Genomic DNA, 15985 nt, shown 5'->3' on the forward strand with positions numbered 1-15985 from the left:
GCCCTTGTTACTTGTAATTCAAACCATTGGCGTGTTTGTCAAGAGCGATTGCGGTAGCTTACCACCACATTTAGACCGTAGAGCTACGTTTAGGCTTTTGTTTTCATAGAATTTTTGACACTACCGTTTATTGTATGATTTAGGAGGTAGAAGGTTTATTTGAATGCACAGGTGGAAATAAAAAAGCTACCGAGAATTCTCGGCAGCTTTTTGTGCAGATTGCACTTCTTATTTTTCTAAGATCCAAACATGTTGACGATCTCTTACTTTTTCTTCGCCTTTATGTTCAATTGTTACTGTATAAGCTTTAAGGTCAGGGAGTTTATCTCCTTGTTGAAGTTCTACACGTTGCGGATCCTTTACTTTCCCGCCGCCATGACCTGCTTCCACATAAGTACCTGCTACGGGTGCTGTGTCACCTGGTTTGTAAAATTGGTTCATAATGTATTTCCCTCACTTTAGATAGATTGCACACTATAAGATATTATAGCAAAGAATGCATACAAAATGCCAACTGATCGTAAAAGATTAAATTTTGCAAAAAATATTACCTGTTCATTATGTTCTTCCTCATTTATAAAAGAAGATTCCTTTTTGAAGCGGTCAATACAGTAAGAACGCTGTCTCTTCTCGTATTTTATCATTTGTCAAATTGGCGCAATCGATAAAGAATTGGTCAATTTTACCTGAGGTGAAGTCATTTCAAAACGTTTATAGTTTATTATTTACTTCCTAGAAAAGCCCCTTCTAAAGGATGATTATTGCATTATGTTAATGATTGTGTCGAATTCAACTGTTCAAAGACTAATAAACTTTTATAGATTTCTCCGATAGGTCTACAAGATGTGGTTAGAATAGCACTGTGCCCGGATGACACTCTTAGTGTTTATTCTTACACGAGAATAAACAGGTGCCTAGCTCTTATCATGTTACAATATTTTACTTAAAAATTCTTGTGTACGTTCGTTTTGTGGATTGTCAAAAATTTGATCAGGATCTCCTTTTTCCATGATAATTCCCTCATCCATAAAAACTACGCGATCCCCAACTTCACGCGCAAAGCCCATTTCATGTGTTACGACTACCATAGTCATTCCATCATCTGCTAGCTCTTTCATTACCTGTAAAACATCGCCAACTAATTCTGGGTCTAAAGCAGAAGTTGGTTCATCGAAAAGCATAACTTTTGGATTCATTGCTAATGCGCGCGCAATGGCGACTCGTTGCTTCTGGCCTCCTGATAGACTTTGCGGATAGACATGAGCCTTATCGGAAAGACCGACCTTGTCTAATAAGGGCTTAGCAATTTTTTCAGCATCCGATTTAGACATCCCTTTTACTTTTTGTGGACCTAATATAATATTGTCTAACACTGTCTTATGTGGAAAAAGATTAAAATGTTGAAACACCATTCCAACCTGGGAACGGATATCATTAATATTCACAGCAGGATCAACGATATTATCACCATCAATGATCACTTCCCCTGATGAAATTTCCTCTAATAAATTGAGACAACGTAGAAAGGTACTTTTTCCAGAACCAGATGGGCCGATAACACAGACCACCTCATTTTCTTCAATTTCCATATCAATTCCTTTTAAAACTTCCAATTTACCAAAGCTCTTATGCAAATTATTTACTGTAATCATATTAGACATCCAGCTTCCTTTCTAATCTTTGCAAATAATATGAGGTAGGAACAGTAATGAGAAGATATAGCACACAAACCATAATTAACGTTTGGAATGCGGAGAAAGTGGCATTATAATACTGTTTTCCCATATAAAGAAGTTCACCCACAGCAATAACTGAAAATAGGGAAGTATCTTTCAAACTGATGATAAATTGATTCCCGAGGGGAGGGATCATTCTTTTAAAAGCTTGCGGCCAAATAATATAACGCATCGTTTGTTTCGCAGTTAATCCGATCGAACGTCCAGCTTCATGCTGTCCTTCATCAATGGATTTTACGGCCCCACGAACGATTTCCGAAATATAAGCACCAGCATTAATAGAAATGGCAATAATCGAGGCTGTGATCTTATCAATATTAAAGCCAATTAAATCTTCCGAAAGCCCTACATAAATAAATAAAATTTGCACAAGAATCGGAGTTCCACGCACGACTTCGACATAAAAGCCACAAATGAAACGGAGAATTTTACTCTTTGATAAACGGCCTAAACCAGCTAAAGCACCAAGAATAAAACCAAGAATTAGACCGATGATCGTAATAATTAATGTCCAAAGCAATCCTTTAAAAAGCATGGGGAGGCTTTGAATATAGTGACTATCCATGATTGTTTCTAACATTCTCTATTTCTCTCCCTTTAAAAACAAATTTTACATGAGTGAAAAGTCGCAACAAGTTAATGGTACTTGTTGCGACTAGCTGAGCAGTTGAGAGGGATTGGAGGATACAGGGCAGACGAACAGGAAAATTTAGTGCCAATAAGCTGACAGGATGCCGTCGGCCACATGAAAAGCTACAAGAAACTGAGTTTAGCCTTTGATCCTTAAATTACTCCTGTATCCTAAACTCTCCAATTGGCAGCTTCCATTTATTCTTCGCCTAACCAATCATCCCCAGGCTTTTCACCAAAGTATTTCTCATAAATCTCAGCATATGTGCCATCTTTAATCATACTTTCAAGCGCTTCATTGGAATCATCAACCAATTCGGATCCCTTTTTAAAGGCGATTCCATAGGATTCACCTTGAAGGATTTCCCCTGTGGTTTTTAATTTTCCTTTACCCTCTTGAGCGATAAAGTATTGAACATTTGGAACATCGTATAAAGCTCCATCGAGCTTACCATTGGCTAAGTTCATATATGCTGTGACAATTTCGGGATAAGCCTCCACTTGAGCTTCTGTATTTTCTCCTAAGAAGCTTTCACTTGTAGAGCCTTGGCGAGATCCTATTTTCTTTCCATCTACATCATCGATCGATTCAATATCACTGTCTTCAGGTACCATTAAGATAATGCCAGAATCATAATAGGGAATAGAGAAATCAAGTGTTTCCTCACGTTCAGGTGTAATCGACATACCGGCAATGCCGATTTCATAACGGCCACCTTGCATACCTGCAAGCAGACCATCAAAATCCATTGATTCAAATTCAATTTCATAGCCAGCACGTTTGGCGATCTCTGTGATCAAGTCGATATCAAAACCTTCTAGTTCCCCTGTTTTTGTATTAAGATATTCAAATGGCTTAAAATTCGAATCTGTTGCGACTGTATAGGTTTTTCCTTTCGAATCACCGTCTCCGTTACTACCTCCATCAGCATTTTCTTTTGTTCCACATGCTGCAAGCGCTAGCATAAGGGAAACCATTGCTACAAGGAAAAATAACTTTTTCTTCAAAATTGAGACACCCCTCCTGATTTTTTATATCCATTCTCCGAGTTTTTTACTTTTTCAGATTTGTAAAGTGACTGGCAAAATATACATATGTGTAATTCGCAGAATAGACGTTTGGGCTTTTATTCCACCCGTTCTTTATTATCTACTAAAGCTGGAATAAAGGAAAAATTCTCAAAACAGTATGAGAATGGATAAGCAAGGATAAGAGCATATGTAATCAACGTAAGCTACAATTCTTGTAAAAATCCTCTCTATACGTCTTGATAACTGTTTGATACCCTCTGTATCATTTAATAAAACATGTTTTGTTAAAGGGAAGATATTTTAAAAGGGATGAAAAACCGCTTATTCCCCAGAAAGGTCAACATAAATACTCCCAGCACATAAAGGGGGCTGGGAGTATTAGGGATGTTCTCGATTATTTGGTTAGCTTCATTTCTGCTTTGATTTTTTCTAATAAGTGTTGACAACCAAGACTTACAAGTCGATATGTCTCTTGAAAGTCACCTGTATAATAAGGGTCAGGTACATCTTTAGGTTGATCAGTTAAATCCAGAAGACGGATCATATTAGAGTGTGGAGTATGACCAGAAATTTTATTCATATTGCCTATATTACTTTCATCCATTCCAATAATATAATCAAATTTGTCTAGATCTTTTTTCGTAAATTTCCTTGCCAATAACTTATCTGCATTAATTTGATATTCATTCAGGATCTCCAAAGTTCCTTGATGAGGGGGAGAACCAACATGCCAATCCCCCGTGCCGGCAGAATCAACATTGATTTTTTCTGTTAATCCCTCTTTTTCAACTAAGTCACGGAAAATAGCCTCTGCCATAGGGGAACGGCAAATATTACCGAGACAAACAAATAATACATGAATCACTCGACTTCCTCCTCTACAACGGAAATGAATATTGTAGTTAAATCAGCCTCTTCCCTTTCCATCATCTGTTTAGAAAAAACAAAGGACCATGGTTGAGATGACATAGGATCGATTTTTAATAAAGAAGAGAAGATTCCTTGTGCAATCGTTTCGTTACGATCATCCGTGACCTTTACAATTTGTCTTTGTAGCTGTAAAGGATGAGGAAAACCATTGTGCAGAAAGACCGTTGCCACCAGTCCACCATTTCGTTTATATTTTGTCAATAAAGGAGTGACTGAAAAGGAACCTTTAGGAAGACAGATGGAATCTGCCTTTTGTATATACTGAATCTTTTCATTTTTAGTTAATTGCTGGTCCCAGACTGGATGAAAATGAACAGTTGACATATCATCATTCCTCAATAAGATTAAGTGATTTTAAACCATTGGAGATTCCGGATTCAGTGACACTGGTCGTTTTGTGCTTGGCATATTGATAAAGATCTGGATGAGCATTGCCCATGGCAAATCCTTCTCCTACAGTCTGTAACATTTCTTTATCGTTCATACCATCTCCAAACGCAATCGCATTATCCTTTGGAATCTGTAAAACTTCTAGTATTTTGTTAATGGCTCCACCTTTATTTACCCGATCACGAATAACATCATAACAGTGAAGTAATGCTTCCACATTGACTTGGGAAAGATGATAGGTTGAATCGAAATGATATAATTTTTGATCTTCAGGTTTAAGATTGATTAGAGTAGCGCCAAGAATTTGATCGGCCACTTCTTCAGTAAACAGTTCATTTTGTTTTAATTGGAACATCTCAATGAAATGTTGGACAACAGGTGAATTTAAGCGAGTAAAATAGTTTTTTTCACTTGTATATAAGACCATTTCATGTTGGTTTTCTTTTGCAATCTCTAGAAACTTTAATACCGTTTCACTTTTCATCGGTTCATCGACAACAGGTTCTTCTTTGTAAAGTGCCAGGGCTCCATTATAGCCAATAAAAGAATGGACATTCAGTTCCTTTGCCAAATCCCTAATTTCGTGTAAGGGTCTACCAGTGGCTAGGAATACTTCTAATCCTTTCTTTTGTACCTGTTGGATCGCCGCTTTTGTTGAGGGATCATAAGTATGATCTGGTTTAAGAATAGTTCCATCAATATCTAAAAATAATACCTGATAAGTAGACATTTTATTCTCCTTTTTGAACACGCACTTTTAAGCAGTTTATCATATTAAGGAAATAAAACATATATACGGAGGAGGAAGAAAGAGAAAGTGCGCGAATTTTGTCAAGGGAAATATAAGGAAGAATGCTTGACACTATCAGGAAAATAGGGAATCATAAAAGTGTAAAGCTACTATTAAAATATTAGTGAGGGGCGATCCTAATGAAGTATCGTAGACTTGGTAAAACAGGTTTAAAAGTTAGTGAGATTAGTCTTGGAAGCTGGTTAACCTATGGGAAATCTGTGGAAGATGATACTGCAACAAAGACGATACATAGGGCCTATGATTTAGGGATTAATTTTTTTGACTCCGCAAATGTTTATGAACAAGGAGAAGGTGAAAAGGTACTTTCCAAAGCCTTAAAGGAATTCCCTCGTGAATCTTACGTAATTACTACAAAAGCTTTTTGGCCGATGGGAGAGAGACCGAATGACCGCGGCCTATCTCGTAAACATGTTTATGAACAAGTACATAATAGTTTAAAGCGCATGGATTTGGATTATGTTGATATATTTTATTGCCATCGTTATGACCCTGAGACCCCTGTGGAGGAAACTCTTCGTGTAATCGATGATTTGATTCGTCAGGGGAAAATTTTATACGCTGGTGTTAGTGAATGGACTGCTGCCCAAATTGAGGAAGCAGTAGGGATAGCTGATCGAAAATTATTGGATCGAATTGTTGTCAATCAACCTGTCTATAATATGTTGAATCGCTATATAGAGAAGGAAGTTTTACCTGTATCTAGTAAGTATGGCATTGGACAAGTGGTGTTCTCTCCACTTGCACAGGGGATTTTAACTGGAAAATATCTTGGTGGTAATATACCAGAAACAAGCCGTGCAGCAAATAATGAAATCAATAATGGCGTAAAAGGTATGCTAACAGAAGAAGTATTGGATAAAGTAAGAAAATTAGATGAAGTAGCAAAAGAGTTGGACACAACATTACCGGCATTGGCCATTGCTTGGATTTTGCGTCAGCCAATGATAGCGAGTGCTTTGGTTGGTGCTAGTAGACCAGAACAAATTGAGGCTAATGTAAAAGGTAGTGAGCTTGAATTAACTGCCGATGTACTTGATAAAATAGAAGACATACTTGCCTAAAGAAGAAGCTTCGATTTCTTAACTGAAATCGAAGCTTTTTACAAATATATTATTTGTTGTATTTTGTCATCCCAAAAACATAATAACCCTTTGAAAGGATTCGGAGTAGTACAATAAGCTCTCAAAAACGATTAAGAAAGGCCGTGTCTATAGAAGATGAATAAATTTCAAAAAAATCGCTAAAAATGACGAAACGACTGCGGCAGGGGAGTTTTTTAGGCAATTTTCAACTTTTGAAATAGCCTGTGTTGCAGTCATTACATTTTTAAAAAAGGGAAATTTTCCATTAATGTTAAATAGGTAAATTATTATAATAGGAATTGTAAATTCTATTGTCTTACTGCCACGATAGAATAATAGAAAATGAGAGGAAAGGAATTTTATATACATGCAGCAAGAGAATTTTACAAGTGGCCCAATCGGGAAACAGTTGCTCTTTTTTTCAGGCCCCATTATTCTAACTAATCTTCTCCAAGTGTCCTATCAATTGATTGATAGCTTATGGGTTGGAAATCTACTAGGTGCTTCGGCGCTTGGAGCTGTAGCAGTGTCTAGTACTGTTATTTTTACGGTGCTATCATTTATTATTGGCATTAATAACGCTACATTGACGATTTTGTCCCAATTAAAAGGAAAGAGCGATGCGGTTGGATTAAAAAATTATACGAATGCATTCACTGTCATTTTAGGGAGTATGGCTATTATTCTTGGAGTTCTCGGCTACTTTTCAGCTGAGTGGATCCTCCGGTTATTAGGGACACCGGAGTCAATGTTGAGTGCTGCAACAGGTTATTTACAAATAAACTTTTTAGGGATTCTCTTCCTATTTGGTTATAATTTTATTGGGACGGTATTTCGAGCGCTAGGAAACAGTAAAACCCCATTACGATTTGTTGGGATTGCGGTGATTCTAAATCTCTTTCTAGATCCGCTTTTTATTTATGTGTTTGATTGGGGGATAGACGGGGCGGCGTTTGCAACGATTGTAGCTCAAGGGGTTGCCTTCATATATGGTGTGTATTTAAGTGTTTCCCATAAGCAAATCCCTTTTTCACGCCCATCCCTGCCAAAGGTAGAGGAGGTAAAATTAATACTTGGACAAGGCCTCCCAGCTGGATTGCAAATGACTGTGATTTCGGCAGGATCTGCAGCGATCATGAGTGTTGTTACTTCATTTGGAAGTGATGCTGTTTCGGGGTTTGGAGCAGCACAACGTTTGGAAAGTATGATTATGCTTCCTGCTCAAGCATTGGGGACTTCAGTCAATAGTATGGCAGGTCAAAATATTGCGGTAGGAAAATGGAGAAGGGTTCATAAAATCACTCTATATGCAACGATCTTGAACTTGGTTACTATGCTGCTGATAGCCCTTCTCATTTTTGTGATCGGTGGCTGGGGAATTCGGTTGTTTATTTCTGAACCAGGAGCTGTTCATTTTGGTACAGACTATATAAAGATGGTCGCATTCTTCTTCCCATTCTTAGGTTTTAATTTTGTATGGAATGGGGTTGTTCGTGCCTCTGGTGCTGCTTTTCAAGTACTAGTTTTAAATCTTATCTCCTTCTGGATCTTACGCTTCCCATTAACTTGGATGTTTGCCCAATATTTTGGCGAGAAGGGAATCGCATATGGATTAGGTAGTAGTTTTGTCATTAGCAGTGTAGTGGCTTTTGGATATTATCGCTTTGGAAGATGGAGTGAAAAAGAATTGCTAAAAGATGCTTCCGCTAGATCGGTGGAATCATAAGCTGTTTTAAGAATGAGGTGGGTCTATGTTTGTACTTCCAGTGGATAATGAGCTCTATTTACGAATAGCGGAAGAGAAAGATGCAGAAGAACTTTTTAAACTAATAGATCGATTTAGGGAATCCCTACGGGAATGGTTACCTTGGATTGACAGGACGATAAGAAAAGAAGATACAATCACTTTCATTCAATTTAGTCAGAAAGGTTTTGCTGAATTTACTTCCATGAATCTGGTTATTCTATATAGAGAGAAAATCGTTGGTGTAGCGGGATTTAATGAAATGGATGTAGAAAATAAAGTGCTGTCGATTGGGTATTGGTTAGGTCAGTGCTATCAAGGCAATGGAATTATGAATCGGGTTGTCCGTTCACTAGCAGACTTCGCGCTTAATCATCTTCATTTTAACCGGATTGAAATTCGTATCGCAGTCGGTAATAAAAAGAGTCAAGCGATACCTGAAAAACTTGGTTTTAAAAAAGAAGGAGTTCTCCGCGAAACAGAGTGGCTTTATGATCATTATGTGGATCATATTGTATACAGTTTACTTGCCAGTGATAACCTAGAGTAGATGCCGAGAATAGCAGTAACAGTGGTTAAGAGACAAAAGTCGTTGAACTTTTAACTGATCATTAAGTCACTCGCACATTCAAGGTCTAGCTCGGGCCCGACTCACGCGGCTAGTAAACTTTTGCAGCTTTCTATGATAAGTCGACATTAGCTTTCAGTCTCACAATGTCTTCTTTATCACGTCCGACTCTAGAAAGTTTTACGCCGCTAAGCAGTGATCTGCGTATTTCCTAGTAATCGGGAAATTATGTGAAGTGAGATACAGCTTTTTAAAACGATAAATCCAACATGAATTCTTTACACAGACCTATAGATTGTATGTCATGTCGCTGTTGTGCCTTACTAGAATATACTAGTGCAGGCGTAACAACAGGATGTTGAGCTTTGTGCCTCCGCTAGATGACGGGAAATTAGCCTTTGATCCATTGACGCAGCCTCCTATGCTTCCGGAGCAGTCTTGCATATTTCACTTTTTAGGTTGGTTGAGCACTCCATATTTTCCACACGATAATCTGAATAGCCCTTTTCTTTAACTCTTCATGCTTCGTTCATAGTTTATTCATATCTTGTGATTATGATAAAAGTACTATAAGTTGCAGGGAGGAAATAATAATGATAGATCAAGATGAACATGAAGTTAGTAATATTACGGAACGACCTAAAAAACGTTGGATAAAGGGAAAAACGACAGTGAAGAGAGTTGTATCCACTGTAAGTGCTGGTGTGATTGGGTCAGTTTTAACCTTAACGGTTGTCTTTAATACACCGATTTTTAAAGATGCTGATTCACAAGAGGCTGCAGTTCCAACAGCTAACGCGGATACGGGGCAAAGTTCTTCCCAAAATATCCAACAACTTTCAGCTGATACGACATCACTTGCTGATATGGTTGAACAGGCATCGAAAACGGTAGTTGGGATTGTGAGTACGAGCAAAACACAGGAAAATCCCTTTGCTCCTCAGAATGCAAACCGAAGTGAATCATCAGGGTCTGGAGTTATTTTTAAAAAGGAAGATAATAATGCCTTTATCGTGACGAATAACCATGTGATTGAGGGTGCGGAACATATTGAGGTCAATCTCGAAAATGGCGATAAGCTTGAAGCGGAATTGATTGGAGCGGATGCTTTAACAGATTTAGCTGTACTTAAAATCGATGGTAGCAATGTTGATTCTGTCATGAATTTCGGTGATTCCGATGCTTTGCGTGCAGGTGAACAAGTTGTAGCAATTGGAAATCCACTAGGACTTGAATTTTCGCGGACAGTGACACAGGGAATTGTGAGTGCCGTTAACCGTTCGATTGATGTAGAAACTTCTGCAGGGAATTGGGAATTAAATGTTATTCAGACAGATGCTGCGATCAACCCAGGCAATAGTGGGGGTGCCTTAGTTAATACAAATGGTGAATTAATTGGTATAAATAGTTTGAAGATTGCTGAGAGTGGCGTAGAAGGTCTTGGATTTGCGATACCAATCAATGATGCTAAGCCACTTATTGAAGAAATGATTAAACATGGAAAGATTGAACGGCCATATATGGGAATTAGCATGGTAGATTTTGAGCAAGTTGCTCCACAGTATCTACAACAATTACCTAAAGAAATTGAATCTGGTGTGATCATCACGTCTGTTGATCCTGATTCTGCAGCTGGAAAAGCTGGCCTACAAATGGAAGATGTTTTAGTTGGTATTAATGATCATAAGATTGAAAATGCTAGTGATTTAAGGAAACTTCTTTATACCGAACTTAAAGTTGGCGATAAGGCCACACTCCAAGTCTATCGGGACGGTAAAGAGAAAACCTTTTTTGTGACACTAACTGCAAATCCTCAAAGTTAATCTTTGTCGAGATTTTCGCACCTCTTGTCGATGGCAAGGGGTGTTTTATTATGGAACCCTTTTTTGTTGTCGGACTTTCTGATTTCGTGCTTGCACAAGGATTTAATTTTATTTACATTTAAATATGAGGGGGTGCCCAAATTGAAAATATTAGTCATCGAAGATAATGAAAATGTGGCTTCTATGATAGAAATGTTCTTTTTAAAAGAAGGGATTCAGGGAGAATTTATCCAAGATGGGATCATTGGGTATGAACGAGCTGAACAAGGGCAATGGGATTGTTTGATTATTGATTGGATGCTCCCAGGAATGGACGGAATCAGTATATGCCGGAAAATCCGTGAGACTAATAAAACAGTACCGATCATTATGCTCACTGCCAAAGATACGGAATCTGATCAAGTCTTAGGCTTAGAAATGGGTGCAGATGATTATGTGACAAAACCCTTTAGTCCCCTTGCTTTAATGGCGAGAATTCGGGCTGTCACACGCAGATCTCAAAAACAGCCAAGTAAGCAAGCGAATACCGATATAATTGAAACACCTCATTTTAAAGTAAATAAGAATACACGTGAAGTATTTCTTGATGGGAAGGCTGTTACTAATTTAACACCGAAAGAATTCGATTTACTTTATCATTTTTTACAACATCCAAGACAAGTGTTTTCACGTGAACAATTATTAGATAAAGTCTGGGGCTATGATTTTTATGGAGATGACCGTACTGTGGATGTGCATATCAAACGTCTACGAAATAAATTAGGTTCCTCGAACCACCCATTTTTTAAAACTGTTTGGGGTGTGGGGTATAAATTTGAAGAATTAGCGGATGAATTGGAAAAACAAAATGAGGAAGATCCTAAAAAAGAGAATCGCCCATGAAAATAAAATATTTTTATCAACAACTTCTAAGCCATGTGGGTGTTATTGTAATTGCAATCCTCATTTTAAGCTTGTTGTTCTCCCACTTTATTGAAAATCTGATTTATCAAGATAAGATTGATGAGCTTACAGCTTATGGAAAAAACGTTTTGGCAGACCTTGAACAAAACTATGATTCTGAATCTATTCTCCAAGAATACGGCCATGTTTTAGCGGGGCGTGATATTCAATATAGTTTATTTGATCCAAGTTCAGCAATTATTTATTCTACAGGAAGAGGAGCAAGGATCAAGCTGGAGGCAGAAGAATGGGAGAAGATACGAGATGGTTATACGGTTGTAGTTAAGCAAGACTATAAACGCTTTAATGAAGGGGTCACTTTTGTATTATTACCATATCTTCGCCAAGGTCAATTTGTCGGTGGCATTTTGCTTGCTTCCCCGATTAAAGGATCAAGAGATATTATTTCGCAGATTAATCAAGATTTATTTTATACAGCATTGGTGGCAGTAGCTGTTGCGCTATTATTAAGTTGGATCTTATCGGCTTTTCATGTAAGAAGAATTAAACGTCTACAGGAGGCAACTTCTTTAATCGCAAAAAGGGATTATTCTGTGCGTATTCCATCCTCTGATTTTGATGAAATCGGTGAACTATCAAAAGATTTTAATCAAATGGTTGGAACATTAGAGCGATCGATGGAGGAGATTGAGCGTTTAGAAAATCGACGTCGGCAATTTATGGCAGATGTTTCCCATGAATTAAGAACTCCGTTAACAACGATTCGAGGCGTAATTGATGGTATTCGTAATCAAATGATTCCCGAGACAGAAAAAGAGCGAGCCATGCTGATGGCGAGTCAAGAAACAAAGCGATTGATCAGATTAGTGAATGAAAATCTCGATTACGAAAAAATACGTTCTAATCAAATTAAACTTCATAAGGAAAACCTGCTTCTCTCCGAGGTAATGGAGGTAATTCGCGATCAATTAGAGATTCAAGCCGAAGAAAAAGACAATCAAATCATACTCGAAGTAGACAACGACGTCCAAGTGTATGCAGATTATGATCGTTTAACGCAAATCTTAATTAATATCACGAAAAACAGTATTCAATTTACTGAAAAAGGGATTATCACTTTGCGTGGTAGAATGGCAGAGGGAAAGACCGTTATTGAAATAGAAGATAACGGAATAGGAATGGACCCACGTGAAATCAAAAAGATTTGGCATCGATTTTATAAGGCGATGGTGTCAAGGACGAACAACCCTTATGGAGAATTTGGTTTGGGATTATCCATTGTAAAGCAACTTGTTCAGTTACATGATGGGCAAATTGATGTGGAAAGTGAGCAAGGGGAGGGAACCATTTTTACTCTAATATTTCCTTTTGAAAAATAAGTGTCGAAGTTTTTAACGTTTTCATATATCATATTGTTATGTCAAGCTCACTGTCTAGCGACTAGCAAACTTTTGCCTTCTAATTGCTTTTAAGGTCCATTAAGTTTCCGGAGACATATTTTGGAAGAATGAATGATTCTTTATGGAAAAAAGTTCATAAATCGCAAACTGGATTTTTGCGCTTTTCGTAATAGTTTATTCATATTTGTACGATAAACTACTAGTGAATGGTTAAGTTCGTCATGTTTTTTCACGCATTATGTGCGTATTTAGAAAAATAAGTATTGGGGGAGGAAAAAATGAGTCAAAATCAGCAACAAAAATCATCCAGCAAAAAGTTTACAATTTCAGTGATTGTCCTAATTCTTCTAGGTGCAGCTGTAATTTTTACAGCGGCCTTTGTGAAGAGGGAGATTGTCGCAAATGTAGGAGATGTCAAAATTACGAAGGACGAGCTGTATGATCAACTCGTGGATAACTATGGGGAGCAAACACTTGATGGCATGATCAATGAAAAAATTGTGAATATGGAAGTGAAGAAGGAGAAAATCTCTATTTCTGATGATGAAATTCAGAAGGAAATGGACGATTATATTGAGCAAAGTGGTGGAGAGGAAGCTTTTAATTCAGCTTTACAACAACAAGGTATGAAGAAAAAAGATCTAGAAAAGGATATTGTTCAATATTTATCGATTCAAAAAATACTAGAACCAAGAATTGAAATTACGGATGATGAAATCAAGGAATATTTTGAGAGTAATAAGGCCAACTTTGATCAAGAAGAACAAGTAGAGGCAAGTCATATCTTGGTCGATGATGAAAAAACAGCTAAAGAGGTAAAGAAAAAGTTAGATGAAGGCGAAGATTTTGCTGAATTAGCGAAGGAATATTCAAAAGATGAATCAAATGCTGAATCTGGCGGAGAATTAGGCTTCTTCGGAAAAGGAAAAATGGTTAAGGAATTTGAAGATAAGGCCTTCTCCATGAAAGTGGATGAAATTAGTGATCCAGTAAAAACAGAACATGGTTATCATATCATCAAAGTGACAGATAAAAAGGATGCCAAAAAGGCAAAATTGGCAGATCATAAAGAAGAAATTAAAGATACACTGTTTGAACAAAAGCTCCAAACAGAATATCAAACATGGTTGAACGAGAAAAAGGAAGATTATAAAATTAAAAAATCCCTAAGTACAAATGAATAAGCACTCTCGAGTGTTCGCAAAAGGCTGCCCCATCCAGGAGGCAGCCTTTTATGTGTGGATAGCAAAGTTTACGTGCCGATAGAAAAATGTATAAAACAGAAATTTTAACGGATGCTAATGGGAAAACGGAAGGGATTTTTTGTCATGTTTTCATTTTTTAAGAAAAAGTATAACCAGACAAGATTAACGAACGACAAATCCCAGAAAGATTTATTAGGTACTGATTTATCTGAAACAATACAAAGAATAAAGAAAGAAACGGGGAATAGTTCAGATATTGTCATAAGAGAGTTGAAAAAGGGAGAACCGACGATTTCTTTAGCCATTGTTTATGTCGATGGTCTTATTGATGATACCTCAGTCCATGACTTTATTATTGAGTCAATATATGAGTCAGATATGAAAACAGAACAAACAGTCCAGGGAATGATAGAATCGCTTTCTACACAGGTTGTCGCGATGGGACCGATTCAGAAAGCGAAGGAATGGGAGCAGTTATATACTGAATTAATGGATGGCAATACGATTATTCTTATTGAAGGAATCGGCGAATTCATGTCTGTTGATACAATAGGTGGAGAGCATCGCGCTATAGAAGAGCCAGAAAGCCAAGTTACGGTTCGTGGTCCTCGAGATGGCTTTACAGAGTCGATTCGAACAAACACTTCCCTTGTGAGAAGAAAAATACGTAATCAAAATCTATGGGTTGAATCAATGAAAATTGGCAATAGAACGAAAACAAATGTCGAAATCATGTATTTAAAAGATGTTGTAAATGAGCAAATTGTGGATGAAGTTCGCAGTCGTTTACAAAAGATCGAGATCGATGCCATATTAGAGTCAGGTTATATTGAACAGCTAATTGAAGATCAGGTATGGACCTCTTTTCCGACGTTATATCATACAGAAAGACCGGATTCTGTAGCAGGAAATATTTTGGAAGGAAGGGTCGCGATTTTTGTTGATGGAACCCCTTTTGTTTTATTAGCTCCAGCGGTCTTTATTCAATTCTTCCAATCTGTTGAGGATTACTATGCCCGTTTCGACATTGCAACAGCTTTAAGGTTTTTGCGCATTCAAACTTTTTTATTATCAATTATTGCTCCCTCAGTATACATTGCAGGTACTACTTTTCATCAAGAAATGATCCCGACTGAGCTGGCTATTATCATTGCGGCACAGCGAGAATCAGTTCCATTCCCAGCTTTTATAGAAGCAATTATGATGGAAGTAACTTTTGAAATATTACGTGAGGCAGGTGTGAGAATGCCGAGGGCGGTCGGTTCGGCGATATCAATTGTAGGAGCTCTAGTTATTGGTCAAGCAGCCGTACAAGCAGGGATTGTTTCTCCTGCTATGGTTATTATTGTCTCTATTACAGCAATTGCCAACTTTTCTACCCCTTCCTTTGCGATCGCCATTTCTTCACGATTAATTCGATTTGTATTTATGGTGGCCGCTGCAACATTTGGTATGTACGGTGTGATTTTAGGAATAATTTTTCTGGTAGTACATTTATGCAGTCTACGCTCCTTTGGCGTTCCATACATGACACCTATTGCTCCATCAACATTTGGAAATTTAGGTGATACTTTAATCCGTGTGCCACTTTGGACAACAAGAAATAGAGCAAATTTAATCATGAAAGGGAAACAAATGCATGGAGGGAAAATGCCAAAGCCAAAACCGCCCAAAGGTCGTAATATGACAGTAAGAGAATCTGAGAAGGGTGACTCGAATGACTCATAA

15 protein-coding genes are annotated in these 15985 nt (G+C 37.6%); 8 read left to right on the plus strand and 7 right to left on the minus strand.

The genetic code is table 11. The features are described from left to right. Positions 1 to 228 precede the first annotated feature (228 nt). The 7 genes from J2Z23_RS03520 to J2Z23_RS03550 form a co-directional block, all read right to left on the minus strand. The gene (locus J2Z23_RS03520; RefSeq protein WP_057989085.1) at positions 229 to 441 is read right to left on the minus strand and encodes a YjzC family protein; all 213 of its coding nucleotides are present in this window, start codon (positions 439 to 441) and stop codon (positions 229 to 231) included. A 488-nt stretch (positions 442 to 929) separates the two neighbouring features. After that, a complete protein-coding gene (locus J2Z23_RS03525) occupies positions 930 to 1652 on the minus strand; it encodes an amino acid ABC transporter ATP-binding protein (RefSeq protein ID WP_057989089.1) in 723 nt (240 codons plus the stop codon). Between the two features lies 1 nt (position 1653). Continuing rightward, positions 1654 to 2316 carry an amino acid ABC transporter permease gene (locus J2Z23_RS03530; protein WP_057989084.1) on the minus strand — a complete coding sequence of 221 codons (663 nt, stop codon included), beginning with the start codon at positions 2314 to 2316 and terminating at the stop codon, positions 1654 to 1656. Positions 2317 to 2564: 248 nt separating this feature from the next. After that, the gene (locus J2Z23_RS03535) at positions 2565 to 3374 is read right to left on the minus strand and encodes a transporter substrate-binding domain-containing protein (RefSeq protein WP_057989082.1); all 810 of its coding nucleotides are present in this window, start codon (positions 3372 to 3374) and stop codon (positions 2565 to 2567) included. A 418-nt stretch (positions 3375 to 3792) separates the two neighbouring features. Beyond that, complete coding sequence (locus J2Z23_RS03540) at positions 3793 to 4263, minus strand: low molecular weight protein-tyrosine-phosphatase (RefSeq protein WP_057989080.1); 471 nt, start codon at positions 4261 to 4263, stop codon at positions 3793 to 3795. Further along, on the minus strand, positions 4260 to 4652 hold the full coding sequence (locus J2Z23_RS03545) for an SLAP domain-containing protein (protein WP_209973205.1): 393 nt from the start codon (positions 4650 to 4652) through the stop codon (positions 4260 to 4262). Before J2Z23_RS03545 ends, J2Z23_RS03540 begins: the two co-directional genes overlap by 4 nt. Before the next feature lie 4 nt (positions 4653 to 4656). After that, positions 4657 to 5448, minus strand: a complete 792-nt coding sequence (locus tag J2Z23_RS03550) for a Cof-type HAD-IIB family hydrolase (protein WP_057994813.1) — start codon at positions 5446 to 5448, stop codon at positions 4657 to 4659. Between the two features lie 200 nt (positions 5449 to 5648). Between J2Z23_RS03550 and J2Z23_RS03555 the strand changes: the two genes are divergently transcribed. The 8 genes from J2Z23_RS03555 to J2Z23_RS03590 all read left to right on the plus strand — a co-directional run bounded on the left by J2Z23_RS03555 (position 5649) and on the right by J2Z23_RS03590 (position 15985). After that, positions 5649 to 6593 (plus strand): aldo/keto reductase family protein, encoded by a 945-nt coding sequence (locus J2Z23_RS03555; RefSeq protein ID WP_057989074.1) that lies wholly within the window; start codon positions 5649 to 5651, stop codon positions 6591 to 6593. A gap of 388 nt (positions 6594 to 6981) precedes the next feature. Further along, positions 6982 to 8340 (plus strand): MATE family efflux transporter, encoded by a 1359-nt coding sequence (locus J2Z23_RS03560; RefSeq protein ID WP_064467771.1) that lies wholly within the window; start codon positions 6982 to 6984, stop codon positions 8338 to 8340. Positions 8341 to 8365: 25 nt separating this feature from the next. Continuing rightward, a complete protein-coding gene (locus J2Z23_RS03565) occupies positions 8366 to 8908 on the plus strand; it encodes a GNAT family N-acetyltransferase (RefSeq protein WP_209973207.1) in 543 nt (180 codons plus the stop codon). Positions 8909 to 9519: 611 nt separating this feature from the next. Next, on the plus strand, positions 9520 to 10749 hold the full coding sequence (locus J2Z23_RS03570) for a S1C family serine protease (protein ID WP_082881232.1): 1230 nt from the start codon (positions 9520 to 9522) through the stop codon (positions 10747 to 10749). Positions 10750 to 10890: 141 nt separating this feature from the next. After that, positions 10891 to 11631, plus strand: coding sequence for a response regulator transcription factor (locus tag J2Z23_RS03575; RefSeq protein WP_057989068.1), 741 nt, complete (start codon positions 10891 to 10893; stop codon positions 11629 to 11631). Further along, positions 11628 to 13031, plus strand: a complete 1404-nt coding sequence (locus tag J2Z23_RS03580; protein ID WP_057989066.1) for a sensor histidine kinase — start codon at positions 11628 to 11630, stop codon at positions 13029 to 13031. Before J2Z23_RS03575 ends, J2Z23_RS03580 begins: the two co-directional genes overlap by 4 nt. A 299-nt stretch (positions 13032 to 13330) precedes the next feature. Then, positions 13331 to 14236: a peptidylprolyl isomerase gene (locus J2Z23_RS03585; protein WP_064467773.1), complete on the plus strand. Its 906-nt coding sequence runs from the start codon at positions 13331 to 13333 to the stop codon at positions 14234 to 14236. A gap of 144 nt (positions 14237 to 14380) precedes the next feature. Further along, entirely contained in the window at positions 14381 to 15985 is a 1605-nt protein-coding gene (locus tag J2Z23_RS03590) for a spore germination protein (protein ID WP_209973379.1), read from the plus strand.

Origin of the sequence: Lederbergia galactosidilytica, from assembly GCF_017873565.1 — a bacterium.
Taxonomy (GTDB): Bacteria; Bacillota; Bacilli; order Bacillales; family Bacillaceae_C; genus Lederbergia; species Lederbergia galactosidilytica.